Source organism: Candidatus Accumulibacter sp. ACC003, assembly GCF_907163085.1.
Lineage (GTDB): Bacteria > Pseudomonadota > Gammaproteobacteria > Burkholderiales > Rhodocyclaceae > Accumulibacter.
Map to the genome: position 1 here is coordinate 24,121 of NZ_CAJQTX010000010.1, position 16,029 is coordinate 40,149.

The following is a 16,029-nucleotide window of genomic DNA, read 5'->3' on the forward strand; positions in this document are numbered from 1 at the left end:
AACAATCAGGCTCCGATCAACAACGACGGAGTCGGTCATGGAATCCACTCAACGCCGCGAACGCGGGAAAAAAGGAAAACGGGTCGGCCAGAAGCCGCCTTTGCAGCCCAAGGACATCTGGTCGATCCGTATACATCTGCAGAACACGCACCACGTTCGTGCCATGCTCGCCTGGCTCTGGCGTCGTGCTCGTCAAGTTGGCGCTCGGCCGGATTTCGCGTGCTTACCGTGACGGACGCGACGCAACTCCGACGGCAACTGCTCGGCGAGCATTCTTCGCCGACGCATGAATACCTGCAGCTGTCACCGCTCGCGTTCCCGGACCGCTTCACGACGCTCAGAGATTCAAGATCATGGTCCGGAGAGTCGAGCGCAAGGCTCCGGGACTCGATTTCGTCCCTTTGCTAGTCAGCGGCGACTCTCGAAGACTCGACTTCATTCCTTCGAGACTCAGCGCTAACTCTCAAGGACTCAACTTCATGACCTGGATAGTCAGCCGTGACTCTCGATGACTCAACTTCATCGCTCGGTGAGTCAGCGCTGATCGTTGAACAGTCGTCGTCAAGCCTCGCAGGCTTGCGTGCCTGCTTTCGCCGGCCGGGGGCGGGTGGCCAAGCCGCAGGGCGTTTGGTTGGCGGGCAGCGTGGCGACGCAGGCCGTAGCCGATGACCATCGTTTTGCGGGTCGCCTCCCTGGCCGCGCCGCTCGGACGCTGGTGCCAGCGGACGCCGCCAGGTCGGGAAAATGCATGCGGAAGGAATGTGAAAATCGGCGCCGGCTGGATTCGCATTGCCATATGCTGCATAATTCTTCACTTATTTGCACGGGTCGCCCCCCCGTTCCCGAAACCAGTGCGACAAGGGAGACCTTCGCCACCGCAAGCTGTTGCTTGCGTGGGAGGCTCATTCGCCACAGCAAGCACCCCACTCTCCCCCAGCAGGAGCCGTCATGACCTCTACGCAACTCTCCTTTTCAGGCGCACGCCGCACGCTCGGCTACGCCATTGCCGTACTGGCCGGCACGGCGCTGCTGCTCAGCGCCGGCTGTGGCAAGAAAGAAGAGGCAGCGCCGCCGGCGCCGCCAAGCGTCGACGTCGTCACCGTGGTGCAGAAGGACGTGCCGATCTACCAGGAATGGATCGGCTCGCTGGACGGCGATGTCAATGCGGTCATCCGTCCGCAGGTCACCGGTTACCTGATCAAGCAGAACTATCGCGAGGGCGACCTGGTGAAAAAGGGTCAATTGCTCTTCCAGATCGACCCGCGCACTTTCCAGGCAGCGGTCGATCAGGCGAAGGGACTGGTTGCCCAGCAACGCGCGCTCTATCAGACGGCAAAAGCGAATCTGGCGCGGGTCAAGCCTCTGGCGGCCAAGAACGCGCTCAGCCAGAAGGATCTCGACGACACCACCGGCGCCGAGCTGTCGGCCAAGGCGTCTCTCGACGCCGCCGAAGCGTCGCTGGAGACCGCCAAGCTGAACCTCAGCTTTACCCGCATCACGTCTCTGATCGAGGGCATCGCCGGCATCGCCAAAGCGCAGATCGGCGACCTGCTGAGCCCGAGCATGCCAACCGAACTGACGACCGTATCGACCGTCGATCCGATCAAGGTCTACTTCAACATCAGCGAGCGGGAATATCTCCCCCTGGCGCGGGCCGTCCTCGCCGAGGGCTCCGACCACAAACGCAAGCACGTGCCGATCGAGTTGATCCTCGTCGATGGCTCGGTCTTTCCGCATGAGGGCCAGTTCTCGGTGCTCAACCGGCAGGTAGACTCGAGCACCGGCACTTTCAAGGCCACGGCCCTCTTCCCGAATCCGGAGCGTTTGCTTCGCCCGGGGCAGTATGGCCGCATCCGGGCGACGATGTCGGTCGCCGAGGGCGCGCTGCTGGTGCCGCAACGGGCGGTGACCGAAGTCCAGGGCAAGTACCTGCTGGCCGTGGTCGGCGCCGACAACAAGGTCGATATCCGTCCGGTCATGGTCGGCGAGCGGATCGGTTCAGACTGGATCATCGCCAGCGGCCTGCAGCCGGGTGAGAAGGTGATCGCCGAGGGAACGCAGAAGATCAGGGCGGGAATGACGGTCAACCCGAAGCCTTTCGAGCCGCCAGCGCCTGCCGCTGCCAAGCCGACGAAATCCGAGGAAAAACCGGCGGCGCCTGCGCCTGAAAGCAAGGGGTAAGCCGTCATGTCCAAGTTCTTCATCAACCGGCCGATCGTGGCCATGGTCATCTCGATCCTGATGACCATCGTCGGTCTGGTCGCCATGGCCGGCCTGCCGACGGCCCAGTTCCCGAATATCGTTCCGCCGCAGATTACGGTCAGCAGCACCTACACTGGCGCCGATGCGCTGACCGTCGAACAGGCCGTGGCGACGCCGATCGAGCAGCAGATGTCCGGCGTCGACAACATGGACTACATGTATTCGATCAACGCCAACAATGGCCAGTCCACTCTGTACGTCAACTTCGCACTCGGTACCGACGCCAACACCGACCAGTTGCTCGCCCAGATGCGCCAGGGTCAGGCCGAATCACAGCTGCCTTCGGACGTGCGCAACTACGGTGTCACCGTCGCCAAGTCGACGTCGTCGCCGCTGGTCATGTTCGCGCTCTACTCGCCGAACGGCACCTACGACAATATCTTCCTCGCCAACTACGCGTACATCAACATCAATGACCAGATGACGCGGGTCAAGGGAATCGCCAGCGTCACCATCTTCGGCGCCGGCCAGTATGCGATGCGGCTGTGGGTCAAACCCGACCAACTGGCCAAGCTGAACATCACGATTCCCGAAATCATGAACGCGGTCACGGCGCAGAACACCGTCAATCCGGCCGGAACAATCGGCGCCGAACCGGTACCGCAGGGGCAGGAGTTCACTTACGCGGTGCGCGCCCAGGGCCGCCTGCAAAGCGCCGAAGAATTCGCCAACATCGTGCTGCGCGCCAACCCCGACGGCTCGATCGTTCGCGTCGGCGACGTCGCCCGCATCGACCTCGGCGCCCAGACCTACAGCCAGCAGGGCCGGCTCAACGGCAAGCCCGCAGCCCTCGTTGCCCTCTACCAGATGCCTGGCGCCAACGCCCTCGATGCCGCCGATGGCGCCAAGAAGCTGATGGAGAAGATCAAGGAAAGTTTCCCGCCCGACCTCGACTACGTCATTGCCCTCGACACGACGCTGTCGGTCACCGAAGGGATCAAGGAAATCCAGCATACGCTGCTCGAAGCGCTGGTCCTGGTGATGATCGTCGTCTTCGTCTTCCTGCAGGGCTGGCGGGCGACGCTGATTCCCTTGCTGGCCGTGCCGGTGTCGCTGGTCGGCACCTTCATGCTTTTTCCGATGTTCGGTTTTTCGATCAACACCCTGTCGCTGTTCGGTCTGGTGCTGGCCATCGGCCTGGTGGTCGATGACGCAATCGTCGTCGTCGAAGCGGTCGAACATCATATCGAGCACGGCCTGTCGCCGAAGGACGCAACGCTGCGCGCGATGGAGGAGGTCACCGGACCGGTGATCGCCATTGCCGTCATCCTGGCCGCCGTTTTCGTGCCGACTGCGTTCATCCCCGGCATCACCGGCCAGCTCTACCAGCAGTTCGCGGTCACCATCGCCATCTCGGTGATCATCTCGGCGTTCAACGCGCTGACTCTGAGCCCGGCACTGTGCGCCATGCTGCTCAAGCCCAAGGTCAAGGGCAGCGGCCCGCTGCAGAAATTTTACGACGGCTTCAACCGGGTATTCGGCCGCGTCACCGGCGGCTACGTCGGCGTCTGCCGGATCGCCATTCGCCGCAGCGTGATCAGTGTCCTCTTTCTCGTTGCCGTTACGGTCGGCGCCGGTTTCTTTGGCAAGCTCGTCCCTGCCGCTTTCCTCCCGGATGAAGATCAGGGTTACGTCTTTGCCGCAGGTGCAGCTTCCCGATGCCTCGTCTTTGCAACGCACGTCGGAGATTGCCGCGCAGGCCGAAGATCTGATCATGAAGGTGCCCGGCGTCCAGTACACGACGACCGTCGTCGGCTACAGCATGCTGAGCCAGGTGACCAATACCTACAGCGCCTTCTTCTTCATCACGCTCAAGAACTGGTCAGAACGCAAGCTGCCCGAGGAGCAGTACGCGGCGATCAAGGCCGAGCTGACGAAGAAGCTTGCCACCATCCCCGGCGCCATCGCCTTTGCGTTTCCGCCACCGGCCATCCAGGGCGTTCGGCACCTCGGGTGGCGCGACTTTCATTCTTGAGGACCGGGCTGGCAAGGACATTGCCTTCCTCTCCGAGAACACCAACAAGTTCGTCGAAGCGGCGAAAAAACGCCCCGAGCTCGCCGGCGTTTCGACCACCTTCCGGCCGACGGTTCCGCAGCTCTTCATCGACGTCGACCAGGACAAGGTGCTCAAACAGGGCGTCCTCCTGAGCGACGTTTACAAGACGCTGCAGAGCTTCCTGGGCAGCGGCTTCATCAACTACTTCAACCGCTTCGGACGGCAGTGGCAGGTGTACGTCCAGGCCGAGGGCGACTACCGCACCAACATCGAGAACGTCGGGCGGTTCTACGTGCGCAACAACAAGGGCGAGGCTGTGCCGCTCTCGGCGCTGACGTCGATCCGCACGATCTCCGGCCCGGAATTCACGATGCGCTACAACCTCTACCGCAGCGCGCAGATCAACGCCTCCGCGGCGCCCGGCTACAGCTCGGAACAGGTGATGCGGGCGCTCGAAGCGGTTTTCGCCGAAACCATGCCCAGTGATATGGGCTACGACTACATGGGCATGTCGTTCCAGGAGCAGAAAGCGCAGCAGGGTGTATCGCCAACGGTCATTTTCGGTTTCTCGCTGCTCTGCGTCTTCCTGATCCTGGCGGCGCAGTACGAGAGCTGGTCCTTGCCGTTCTCGGTCCTGCTCGGCACGCCGATCGCCGTCGCCGGCGCCTTTGCGGCGCTGCTCTTGCGCGGACAGGAACTCAACGTCTATGCGCAGATCGGTCTGGTCATGCTGATCGGCCTGGCCGCCAAGAACGCGATCCTGATCGTCGAATTCGCCAAGATGGAATACGAGAAGGGCGAACTCTCTCTCGCCGAGGCAACGCTGAAGGGCGCGCAACTGCGCTTTCGGCCGATCCTGATGACCTCGTTCGCCTTCATCCTCGGCTGCGTGCCGCTGGCCATCGCCAGCGGTGCCGGCGCCCTGTCGCGGCAGGTCATGGGCAGCGCGGTGATCGGCGGCATGCTGGCCGCCACCGGCATTGCGATCTTCATCATTCCGGTGACTTTCTATGTCGTCGAGCGAATGTCGCACAAGGGCGATACCGGAGCCTCGCACCATGACGGCGGCCCCGACGCCAGCCCGGTCGGTCTGGCCAAGGAAGCCGCTGCAAAGGGGGATGGCGATCATGCGTAAATCCTTGATTGCGGCGCTGCTGGCACTGCTTGCCAGTGGCTGCATGGTCGGCCCCGACTACCTTCGGCCGCAGGTCGAGACGCCGCCGGCCTGGCGTCTCAGCGACGAGGCCGCCAACGACCTCGCCAACACCGCCTGGTGGCAACAGTTCGACGACCCGGTGCTCGACGATCTGGTCAGCGCCGCGCTGCGTGAAAACCACGATCTGCTGATCGCCGCCGCGCGCATCGAGGAATTTGCCGGCAACTACGGCTTCGTTCGTGCCAGTCTCTTCCCGCAAGTGGATGCCGGCTACGAGGCCAAGCGGCAGCGGGACATCAGCGCGGTGGTGGTCGGCGCCGGCAGCGGCACTACCTACAACAGCTACAGCGCTGTCTTGAACGCCAGTTGGGAGATCGACATCTGGGGCCGCATTCGCCGCCAGACCGAGGCGGCGCGCGCGCAGCTCCTGGCCAGCGAAGAGGGCCGCCGGGGCGTGATCCTGTCCCTGGTCGGCAGCGTTGCCGGCGCCTACGTCAACCTCCGCGACCTCGATCGCCAGCTGCAAATTGCCCGGGCAACGGCAAGAATTCGCGGCGAGTCGTACGGCATCTTCAAGGATCGCTACACGGGCGGCGTCATCTCGCTGCTCGAGCTGAGCCAGAACAAGTCGCAGTACGACGAAGCGCTGGCCAGCATCCCGCCGATCGAAAAAGCAATTGCCCAGCAGGAGAACGGCCTGAGCGTGCTGCTCGGCCGCAACCCCGGCCCGATTCCGCGTGGCAAGGACATCGATCAACTGCGCTTGCCGGCGATCCCCGCCGGCCTGCCATCCGAACTGCTCGAGAGACGCCCCGACATCCGCCGCTCCGAGCAGAACCTGATCGCCGCCAATGCGTTGATCGGCGCCGCCAAGGCAGCTTATTTCCCGACCATCTCGCTGACCGGTCTCTTCGGCTACGCCAGCACCAGTCTGAGCAATCTTTTCCAGGGCCAAAACAAGGTGTGGAGCTACGGCGTGCCGATCAGCATGCCGATCTTCACCGCTGGCGCCATCGCCGGCCAGGTTCAGTCCGCCGAGGCCGTCCAACAGCAAGCGCTGTTTGCCTACCAGAAGGCCATCCAGCAAGGCTTCCGCGAGGTCAACGATGCGCTCGTCGATCAGGACCGGACGCGCGCGCAGCTGCGCGCGCAGCAGCAGCAGGTGGAAGCGCTCGAGCAGTACTCGGCGACTGCCAGGCTGCGCTACGACAACGGCTACAGCAGCTACATCGAAGTCATCGACGCCGAGCGCAGCCTGTTCAACGCGCAGTTGCAATACACGCAGACGCAGCAGGTGCAGTTCCAGGCGATGATCAACCTCTACCTGGCGATGGGCGGCGGCTGGGTGAGCGAGGCCGACAAGCTGACCGGAGCGACCGGGGAAGTGCCACCAGATTCTGCTTCAGAAACCACTGCACCAAGCAGGCATTAGGTAAATCGGGCGTTTTACCAACCGCGATTCTCCGCTCACTTGCCAGGTGAGTTCGATCACCAGGCATGTTCTCTGAGCGTCCAACGAAACATTGCCAGCAAGAGGATAAAAACATGAGTAAGAAGAAAAAATCTGCCAAGAAGGGCAAGTCGAACGCTCTGGCGCAAGCGGCTGGCTTGCTGAGCGGCCCGACGCTTGAGGCCGCGGCCGTCGCGACGAAGAAGATGTCCAACAAGGCCTACCTGAAGGAACTCGGAAAACTCGAGGCCGAACTCGTTCACCTGCAGGAATGGGTGGTCAGCAAGGGTCTCAAGGTGATCATCGTCTTTGAAGGCCGTGACGGCGCCGGCAAGGGCGGCACGATCAAGGCGATTACCGGCCGCGTCAGCCCGCGCGTCTTCAGGACCGTCGCCCTGCCCGCGCCAACCGACCGCGAGAAGACCCAAATGTACCTGCAACGCTACCTGCCGCACTTTCCGGCAGCCGGCGAAGTCGTGATCTTCGACCGCAGCTGGTACAACCGCGCCGGCGTCGAACGCGTCATGGGCTTCGCCAGCGACGAGCAGGTGCAGGATTTCCTCAAGGGTGCGCCGCTGTTCGAAAAACTCATGGTCAGCAAGAACGACATCATCCTGCTCAAGTACTGGCTGGAGGTCGACATCGACGAGCAGACACGCCGGCTCGAAGCGCGCATCACCGATCCCCGCAAGCACTGGAAGCTGTCGCCGATGGACCTCAAATCGTACAGCCGCTGGTACGACTACTCGCGGGCCCGCGACGACATGTTTGAAGCCACCGATTCCGAATGGGCGCCCTGGCACGCCGCGCGATCCGACGACAAGAAGCGCGTGCGGCTGAACATCATCAAGCACATCCTGACGAGCATTCCCTACGAAGTACCGAAACGAGCGAAAGTCACCCTTCCCAAACGGCAGAGCGCCGGCAAGTACCAGGAAAGCGACCGTCCCGTGCAGTACATCCCGGAAGTTTTCTGAAGCGCGGCGGCCCGGCCGATTGCCCACCGGGAATCGGCCCTTGCCGCGCTCGTAGGCTAGTCTGTCGGCGTGTTCGTCCGCTCAGAGATAGCGACCGGCATCGGCAAAATTGACTTTTTTTGGCGGCGGCAAGTCGCTGCGCGCGACCCGCGCCAGCACGAAAGCTCGGCGCATCGGCGGCGAACCACTGAGCTCCGCGAGCGAGAAATCGACGTCGGCCGCGGCGTCGCTACTGGCCTCATCAAGCACCACGTTCAGCGGGCTCAGCCGCAAGTGCCGCTGCTCAACGTGCAGGTAGCGCTGCGGGTTGTCAAGAACGCTCTCCAGGCATTCGAGTTCGGCTTCCAGTACCGACTCACCGCTGCCGATCGCTGCCAGCTGCCGCTCGTTTTCCAGGAGCTCGGCCTCCAGCTTGGCCTGCTCGCTTTGCGCCGCCGGTGCCTCGCCGAACATCGATCCCAGGCCCGGTCCGTGTTGCTTGAGCAAGCGCAGGCGAGCGCGGGTCAGCGAACGGCTGGCCTGCAGTTCCTGCCTTTCGACACGCTCTTCGCCGATCTCCGACAGGGCATGAGCCAGTAGGTATTCGGAAACGCCGACGCCGACGACGCGGCGTAAGCGGGATTCATCTGCACCGCAGAAGCGCGCCCTGTGATCCGAGAAACCGACGGTGGTCTGCGCCACGTCGCGCTGCACCATGCCGCCGTGCAGCGCCATACCAAAGACGCGCTGTTCCTTCAGATCCATTCCCAGGACCAGACACGCTTCGTCGAGCTCCGGGAACTTGTCGAACAGCGTGCGCAGATTGTCCGAGCGGCCGAGCATCGCTGGAATATCGGACGGCGCAACAAAAAACGCCCGTAAAGCCGGATCGGAAGCCCAGGCACTCGACGACAGAGGTCGCGCGGCGGGCAGCGCCAGAACCAGCGTGCGCAGGAATTCAATCGTCGTCGCGACGGCCGGCGTCAGCCGCTTGTGGCAGTTCGGCAGCAGCCTGAGCCGGGGGTTGGTCAGCGTGATCGCTTTGTCAACCGCCGCGCGAAGCATTTCGTCAGATACCCGCTCCGGATCGAATTGAGCCGGCCGATTCTTGAACCAGTCGAGAATACCCATGGACTGTTCCTCCCGTCAAAATCGCCAAACGAATCAAAGTGCGGCCAGGCACCGGGCCGCTGGTGTTCAAGGCCTCGATGAGCACGGCCTGCCGTCATTGTAGCCACAGAAACTCATTGAGGATAATCATGTCTGGCGCGAGCAACATCTGAATTTTCATCGAATTCAACCGCAGATCGCGGTATATTGCCGGCCAGCCCCCCTTTTACCGGAGCTTAGCACATGAATACTTCTGCCTTTTCGAAGTACCTGCAGACCGGTTTGCCTTGTTGACGACGCTGCGCGAGTACCGCCTGGCGTGGCTCGGCAAGGACTCGATCGCCGGGCTGTCAGCGTGCATCGTCTCGATTCCGTCGGTGATTGCCTACGCCGAGCTGGTCCATCTGCCAGCGATTACCGGCTTGTACGCAGGCGCTGGCGGCGGCCATCGGTTACGCCCTGTTTTCCAGTTCGCGGCACGTCATCGCCGGGCCCGATGCGGCGATCGGACTGCTCGCCGGTTCGGCGATCCTGCCGCTGGCGGCGGGTGATCCGTCGCGGATCGTCGTCCTGGCCGCGGTGCTCAGCCTCCTCTCGGGCGTCGTGCTGCTGCTCGCCGCGCGCCTGAAGCTCGGCATCATCGCCGATCTCCTGTCGCGGCCGGTGCTGATCGGCTACCTGAATGGCGCGTCGCTGGTGCTGATCGCCACGCAGTTGGGCAAGATGTTCGGCATCAAGACCCAGGGCGAGGAATTCTTCCAGATCGTCTATACGGTGTTCGAGAAGTTGCCCGAGACGCATCTGGCGACTTTCTTTTTCGGCGTTCTGCTGGTCGCTCTGCTGGTCGGATTGGCACGCTGGCTGCCACGCGTGCCGGGAGCGCTGGCGGTCTGCTCGGTGGCCGTCGCCGCCACTTTTGTTTTTGATCTGGGCAGCTACGGCATCGCGCTGGTCGGTAAGGTGCCCTCGGGAATCCCGCACCTGACGATTCCGTCGTTCGGCTGGGGCGATATCGCGGCGCTGGCGCCGGCCGCGGTGGCGATCGCCTTCCTGGCCTTCTCCGACGGTATTCTGCTGGCGCAGACCTTCGCCGAGAAAAACGGCTACGAAGTACGGCCCAACCGCGAACTGGTCGCCCTCGGCTCGGCGAACATCCTGGCCGGTCTGTGGCAGGGCTTTCCCGTTTCGGCCAGCCAGTCACGGACGTCGATCGTCGATTCGGCCGGCGGCATGACGCAGGTTGCACAGCTGATCCTGGCCTTTGGTCTGCTGTTGTTCCTGTTCTTCCTGACCGGTCTGATCGCGCTGCTGCCGAAGGTGGCGCTGGGAGCGATCCTGATCGTCACCGCCATCGGCATGCTGGAAGTGGCGTCGCTCAAGGGTTTGTACAAGATCGATCGCGTCGAATGCGGCATTGCTTTCGGCGTCACCGCGGCGATCCTGCTGGCCGGCGTCGTGCCGGGGATCATCCTGGGCCTGCTGCTGTCACTAACCACGGTGCTGGTCGAGGTCTCGCGCCCGGGCGACGCGGTGCTTCGCCGCTTGCGCAGCGACGGCAAGTTTCACGACTGTCTCGACGACGATGAAGCCGAGAGCGTTCCCGGCTTGCTGGTCTACCGGCTCTACGCGCCGCTGATCTTCGCCAATGCCAGGCACGTGGTGAATCGTATCCGGTCGCTGGTAGAACAGGCCGAGCCGCCGGTTAAATGGCTGGTCATCGACGCGCAGGCGATTCACGACATGGACATCACATCCGCACAGCGCTTTGTCGAACTGCATCGGGAACTGATCGCCAGGGGCGTTGACGTCAAGATCGCCGATGCGCCAAGGCCGTTCCGGGAGGAACTCGCCAAGGTCGGGCTTTCAGAGGAAATCGGCGGCACGGACTTCTACGTTTCGGTGAAGAGAGCCGCCGAAGCCTACGATCGATATTACGCGGCACCGGCGAAAGCGGCCGAACCGCCCGACGCCATCGGTTTCGTAAAGCTCGGACAGTCAAGCAAGCCAACACGCTCGTTCAGCTGACCGCAAGCCGCCGCTGTGCCAGCGGCAAGTCATCTGGCAAGTTGCTGGCCGCCTCGAGTCCTTCAGAAGCTTGGCACAAGAGCTTGTGCCGCAACAATGGTTCATGCCTATCCACTAGGACGTTGGCAACTATTGGCAGGTGCTGAGGGCACCAGAAAAAACTCATGGCTGGCCAAAGAGCAAAGTGCTAGTCTTCGGCCACTAGGCGCGGGGGCCACCTGCACAGGTCGTAGCGAACCTGCCGCTTGCGTTTTGCCGCTTCTTTTTCCGACGGGAGGCACGACCATGCGTTTTCCACCTGAATCATGCAAATATCCATTGCGCAAAAAGCATTGTGCTGCTCGGCGTGCTATTGGTCACCGCCTGCGGCCAGCCGGCAACTCCACCGGCAACTCCACCGGCGACGAAAGCGGCCACTGTGAGCAGCGATGGCACGGTGGCGGCGGACGGCAGCTTCACCGGCGACTGGACGACGATCGGCACGCGCCAGGTCCTAGACCTCGGACCCGGCCAGCAAGCCGTCATTTTCCAACTCAGCGGTTCGCTGTTGCTGAACGGCAAACAGCGAATCAATCGCGGTTTCCAAGCCCAGGTCATCGGCTTTTCCGACACCACCACCGGCCTGCAGGGGCGCAGCGTGTGGACCGACGAGCACGGCGACAAGGTCTTCAGCGAATTAAGCGGCGAAGGGCTTGGACCAGGCCTGCTGATCGAAGGCAAGCTTACCGGTGGCAGTGGTCGCTACGCCGGCATTAGCGGTGAATACAGCTTCAAATGGAAGCGCATCGGCGCTATCGAAGGCAGCGAACTGACCGGCCGGGTCGTCGATCTGAGCGGTTGGGCCCGCCTGGGCTCGCCCAGCGCGCTTGCTCCCACCACTGCAGGAGGTCAACAATGAGTACAGCCGCTTTCGGAACGGGCAGGATCGTGAAGTTGGTGCTCCTCCTGATCGTCTTTTTCGGCCTCTGGTTCGCGCCGGTTCCCGAAGGCCTGACCGTTGAGGCCTGGCATCTCTTCGCCGTCTTCGCGTCGGCGATCACCTCGGTGGTGCTCAACGTCTTCCCGCTATTCACCTCGGCGTTGCTGGCTTGTGCAATTGTCGTGCTGACCAACACGCTGACCCCGGCGAAGGCCTACGGCGCCTTTGCCAACGCCATCGTACTGCTGGTGGTGACCGCCTTCCTGGTCTCGCAAGCGGTGGTCAAGAGCGGCCTCGGCAAGCGCATCAGCCTGCGGGTAATCACCGTATTCGGCAAATCGACGCTCGGCCTGGCGTACAGCATCTTCATCACCGACACCCTGATCGCCCCCGGCTTCCCGAGCAACACCGCGCGTGGTGGCGTACTCTTCCCGGTCATCCTGGCGCTGGCGCAGAACAGCGGCTCGACGCCCGACGACGACGCCAAGCGACGTCTTGGCGGCTACCTGATGTTCTGCGGCATGTCCAGTCTGGCGATCACCTCGGCATTGTGGTTCACCGCCACCTCGGGCAACCCGGTCGGCGCGTCGCTGGCCGCCGAACAAGGGCTGGCGATCAATTTCGGCTCCTGGCTGCTGGCCTCCAGCGTGCCATGCCTGGTGGTGATCGCCATCCTGCCGCTGCTGCTCTACAAGATTTTCCCGCCCGGAATCACCAGTACCCCCGATGCTCCCGAGAACGCCCGCAAGGAATTGCGTGCGATGGGCCCGATGTCGCGCCACGAATGGATTACGGCGATCACCTTCGCGGTCATGGTCACCGGCTGGATACTCGCCGCTCCGTACAAGCTGAACCTGACAGCAATTGCCCTCGCCGGTCTCGCCACGCTGATGATCACCGGCGTTCTCACGATGGATGACATGAGCAAACAGGGCGGAACTCTGGTGACCTTCATCTGGCTGGCCGTGCTGTTCGGCATGAGCGGCCAACTCAACGAAATGGGCTTCATGGGCTACGTCGGCGAACGACTGGCGGTGGGCCTCGAGGGTCTCGCCTGGCCGGTCGCCTACGTCGCCTTGCTGGTCATCTACGTCTTACTCCACTTCGGTTTCGTCAGTCAGAACGCACAGGTTCTGGCGCTGCTCGGGGTGTTTCTCGACGTCGGCGTAAAGTCGGGCGTTCCCGTCCACTTGATGGCCTTTGCGCTGTTGTTTGCCAGCAGCTACTTTTCGGTCATCACGCCACAGGGCGGCAGCCAGAACATCATCTTCGTCGCCAGCGGCTATCTGAAACAAAGCGAACTGTACCGCCTGGGACTGACGACGACTCTTTTCTGCACGGTCGTGTTTTTGGTTATCGGCACGCCCTGGATACTCTGGGTCGCTGGCTAGTCAGAGCAGATCGGCGAGCCACCTTCGGCGCTCGCCGCGGCGATCGGATTCGACCAGCGCCACCTAGCCGGCGGCAGCGAAGCGCCGGCACTTCTGGAGACAAGTCATGACTATCGACACCGGAACTGGCCGCAACACGGCCCCACTGAGCCGCCACCACAGCGTTTGCGGGCGACGACCGGAAAGTGGCATCGGACTGGTCAAGCGACTATCGCCGCTCACCAAGCTGCAAGCGGATGGCGCCGATCTGTGTGCATTGATCGGTCGCAGCGAACTTGCGGCGATCGGCGCGCGTCGCAGCCAGGGCACGCTGGCCTCGCTGAGGTATCGCCACGAAACTACGAGGCCAGAGGAGACCGAGACGATGTTGCCAAGTTTGCGGCGTCTGGCCAGTACGGTAATGCTTGCCACTGCCCTGCTGTCGGCTCCGGCAGTGGCGCAGGAATTGACCGCTACGCTGAAGAAAATCAAGGATAGCGGCGTGATCACGCTGGGCCATCGCGAATCGTCGATTCCGTTCTCGTACTATGACGACAAGCAGCAGGTCATCGGCTACTCGCAGGACATGATGCTCAAGGCGGTGGAGGCGATCAAGGCCGATTTGAAGCTGGCCAAGCTCGACATCAAGCTGCTGCCCGTTACCTCGGAGAATCGCATCACACTGGTCCAGAATGGCACGGTCGACCTGGAATGCGGTTCGACGACCAACACCAGCGAACGCCAGCAACAGGTCAGTTTCTCGTACAGCATTTTCGTCGTCGGCACGCGTCTGATGACCAGGACCAACTCCGGGATCAAGGATTTTCCCGACCTCGCTGGCAAGAACGTCGTGACTACCGCCGGTACCACCTCCGAGCGTCTGCTGCGCAAGATGAACGCAGACAACAACATGAAGATGAAGATCATCAGCGCGAAGGATCACGGCGAAGCGTTCCTGACCCTGGAAAGCGGTCGCGCGGCGGCTTTCGTAATGGACGAGGTATTGCTGTATGGCGAAATGGCCAAAGCCAGGAACGCCCGCGAATGGGCCGTCGTCGGTACGCCGCAGTCGTATGAAGCCTACGGCTGCATGATGCGCAAGGACGACCCGGCGTTCAAGAAGGTCGTCGATGACGCGCTGGCCAGGCTGATGACCTCGGGCGAAGCCGAGAAGCTCTACGCCAGGTGGTTCTTGCAGCCGATCCCGCCGAAAGGACTGAACCTTAACTTCGCCCTCTCGTACGCGCTCAAGAAACTGTACAAGTCGCCGAACGACAAGGCCTACGATTAGGATTAGGCGCGACAAGGGCGAAGCCGCCGTACAGAAAGGCCAGGCAGCGTCGCTGCCTGGCCTTTCTTCGTCGCGCGCACCAACTACACGACTGCCGGCTGCCGACTCACCTGATCAGAGCTGCGCGTGCTCCACGCAGTTGGCCAGGATGCCGGCAGCCGCGCCGGCGTTGATGGCCTTGAGCAGTCAGGCAGCCAACGCGCGCAGCGACGCCTCGATGATATCCAGACCTTCGTCGAGTATGGCTTCCGAGATCGTCAGCGGCACCATCACCCGCAAGACATTGCCCTGCGGCCCGCACAAGAGCAGCAACAAGCCGCGTTGCGCCGCCTCGTTCTTGAGCGCGGTGGCGATGTCCGCCGCCGGCTGCTGCGGGTCGCCATTGCGGCAGAACTCGACCGCCGTCATCGCGCCCAGTCCGCGCACGTCGGCGATCGTCGAGAACTGCTCCTGCATGGCTCCGAAACGCGCGCGCAGGCGTTCGCCAAGCGCCATCGAGCGCGCACAGAGCTGTTCTTCCTCGATCACGTCGAGCACCGCCAGGGCGCCAGCAACCGCCACCGGGCTGCCGGCATACGTTGAACCGAGACCGCCGACGTCGGCCGCGTCCATGATCTGCGCCTTGCCGACTACCGCGGCGATTGGCAAGCCACCGCCGAGGCCCTTGGCCAGGGTGATGATGTCGGGCTCGACGTCATAGTGTTCGCTGGCAAACAATTTGCCGCAGCGGCCAATTCCGGTCTGCACTTCGTCGGCAACCAGCAAAATTCCGTGCGTGTCGCAAAGCGCCCGCAAGCGGCGCAGGAAGCCGAGCGGCGCCGGCAGATAGCCGCCTTCGCCCTGTACCGGCTCGATGAAGATCGCCGCGACGCGCGTGGCTTCGATACTGGTCGCGAACAGGCGCTCGATGGCGGCGATGGAATCGTCTTCGGAAACACCCAGCAGGGAATTCGGGAAGGGAACATGGAAAATCTCGCCCGGGAATGGACCGAACTTGAGCTTGTACGGAGCGACCTTGCCGGTCAGCGCCATGCCGAACATGGTGCGACCATGGAAACCGCCACCGAAGGCGATCATCCCCGAACGCCCGGTTGCCGCACGGGCAATCTTGACGGCGTTCTCGACGGCCTCGGCGCCGGTATTGACCAGGAAGGATTTCTTCGGCGTACTGCCCGGAGCGGCGGCGTTTAGCCGCTCGCACAGCTCGACGTACGATTCATAGGCCACCACCTGGAAACAGGTATGGGTGAAAGCCGCCAGTTGCTGGCGCGCCGCATCGACGATCCGGGGATGGCAGTGCCCGGTATTGACCACCGCGATACCGGCGCAGAAGTCGATCCAGCGACGGCCTTCGACGTCCCAGATTTCGGCATTCCTGGCGCTTTCGGCAAACAGCGCGTGGCCCTGGCCGACACCCCGCGGCAGCGCGGCCAGGCGTCGAGCCATCAGCTCGGAATTGCTTTTCAAGCGCAGTTTTTCGTTCGGTGCATTCAT

General features: G+C 62.7%; 11 protein-coding genes and 1 pseudogene. 10 read left to right on the forward strand and 2 right to left on the reverse strand.

What is annotated here, in order from left to right; translation table 11 throughout:
• Positions 1-37 precede the first annotated feature (37 nt).
• The 5 genes and pseudogenes from QZ656_RS21390 (at position 38) to ppk2 (ending at position 7,841) form a co-directional block, all read left to right on the forward strand.
• Positions 38-232, forward strand: coding sequence for a hypothetical protein (locus QZ656_RS21390; RefSeq protein WP_291995306.1), 195 nt, complete (start codon positions 38-40; stop codon positions 230-232).
• A 716-nt stretch (positions 233-948) separates the two neighbouring features.
• Positions 949-2,181 carry an efflux RND transporter periplasmic adaptor subunit gene (locus QZ656_RS21395; protein ID WP_291995307.1) on the forward strand — a complete coding sequence of 411 codons (1,233 nt, stop codon included), beginning with the start codon at positions 949-951 and terminating at the stop codon, positions 2,179-2,181.
• A gap of 6 nt (positions 2,182-2,187) precedes the next feature.
• Positions 2,188-5,393, forward strand: a pseudogene (locus QZ656_RS21400) (multidrug efflux RND transporter permease subunit).
• On the forward strand, positions 5,386-6,846 hold the full coding sequence (locus QZ656_RS21405; protein WP_291995381.1) for an efflux transporter outer membrane subunit: 1,461 nt from the start codon (positions 5,386-5,388) through the stop codon (positions 6,844-6,846). Before QZ656_RS21400 ends, QZ656_RS21405 begins: the two are co-directional and overlap by 8 nt.
• A gap of 224 nt (positions 6,847-7,070) precedes the next feature.
• Positions 7,071-7,841 carry a polyphosphate kinase 2 gene (gene ppk2, locus QZ656_RS21410; RefSeq protein WP_291995382.1) on the forward strand — a complete coding sequence of 257 codons (771 nt, stop codon included), beginning with the start codon at positions 7,071-7,073 and terminating at the stop codon, positions 7,839-7,841.
• Between the two features lie 81 nt (positions 7,842-7,922).
• Here ppk2 and QZ656_RS21415 read toward each other — a convergent pair whose 3' ends face one another.
• Positions 7,923-8,951: a hypothetical protein gene (locus QZ656_RS21415; RefSeq protein WP_291995308.1), complete on the reverse strand. Its 1,029-nt coding sequence runs from the start codon at positions 8,949-8,951 to the stop codon at positions 7,923-7,925.
• Between the two features lie 356 nt (positions 8,952-9,307).
• On the opposite strand from QZ656_RS21415, the gene QZ656_RS21420 reads away from it, so the two are divergent.
• The 5 genes from QZ656_RS21420 to QZ656_RS21440 all read left to right on the forward strand — a co-directional run bounded on the left by QZ656_RS21420 (position 9,308) and on the right by QZ656_RS21440 (position 14,535).
• Complete coding sequence (locus QZ656_RS21420) at positions 9,308-9,481, forward strand: hypothetical protein (RefSeq protein ID WP_291995383.1); 174 nt, start codon at positions 9,308-9,310, stop codon at positions 9,479-9,481.
• Positions 9,414-10,955 (forward strand): SulP family inorganic anion transporter, encoded by a 1,542-nt coding sequence (locus QZ656_RS21425; protein WP_291995384.1) that lies wholly within the window; start codon positions 9,414-9,416, stop codon positions 10,953-10,955. Before QZ656_RS21420 ends, QZ656_RS21425 begins: the two co-directional genes overlap by 68 nt.
• A gap of 334 nt (positions 10,956-11,289) precedes the next feature.
• Entirely contained in the window at positions 11,290-11,853 is a 564-nt protein-coding gene (locus QZ656_RS21430) for a hypothetical protein (RefSeq protein ID WP_291995309.1), read from the forward strand.
• The gene (locus tag QZ656_RS21435) at positions 11,850-13,265 is read left to right on the forward strand and encodes a DASS family sodium-coupled anion symporter (RefSeq protein ID WP_291995310.1); all 1,416 of its coding nucleotides are present in this window, start codon (positions 11,850-11,852) and stop codon (positions 13,263-13,265) included. Before QZ656_RS21430 ends, QZ656_RS21435 begins: the two co-directional genes overlap by 4 nt.
• Positions 13,266-13,629: 364 nt before the next feature.
• Positions 13,630-14,535, forward strand: coding sequence for a glutamate/aspartate ABC transporter substrate-binding protein (locus QZ656_RS21440; RefSeq protein WP_291995385.1), 906 nt, complete (start codon positions 13,630-13,632; stop codon positions 14,533-14,535).
• Between the two features lie 186 nt (positions 14,536-14,721).
• On the opposite strand, the gene gabT is transcribed toward QZ656_RS21440, so the two are convergent.
• Positions 14,722-16,029: a 4-aminobutyrate--2-oxoglutarate transaminase gene (gabT, locus tag QZ656_RS21445; RefSeq protein ID WP_291995311.1), complete on the reverse strand. Its 1,308-nt coding sequence runs from the start codon at positions 16,027-16,029 to the stop codon at positions 14,722-14,724.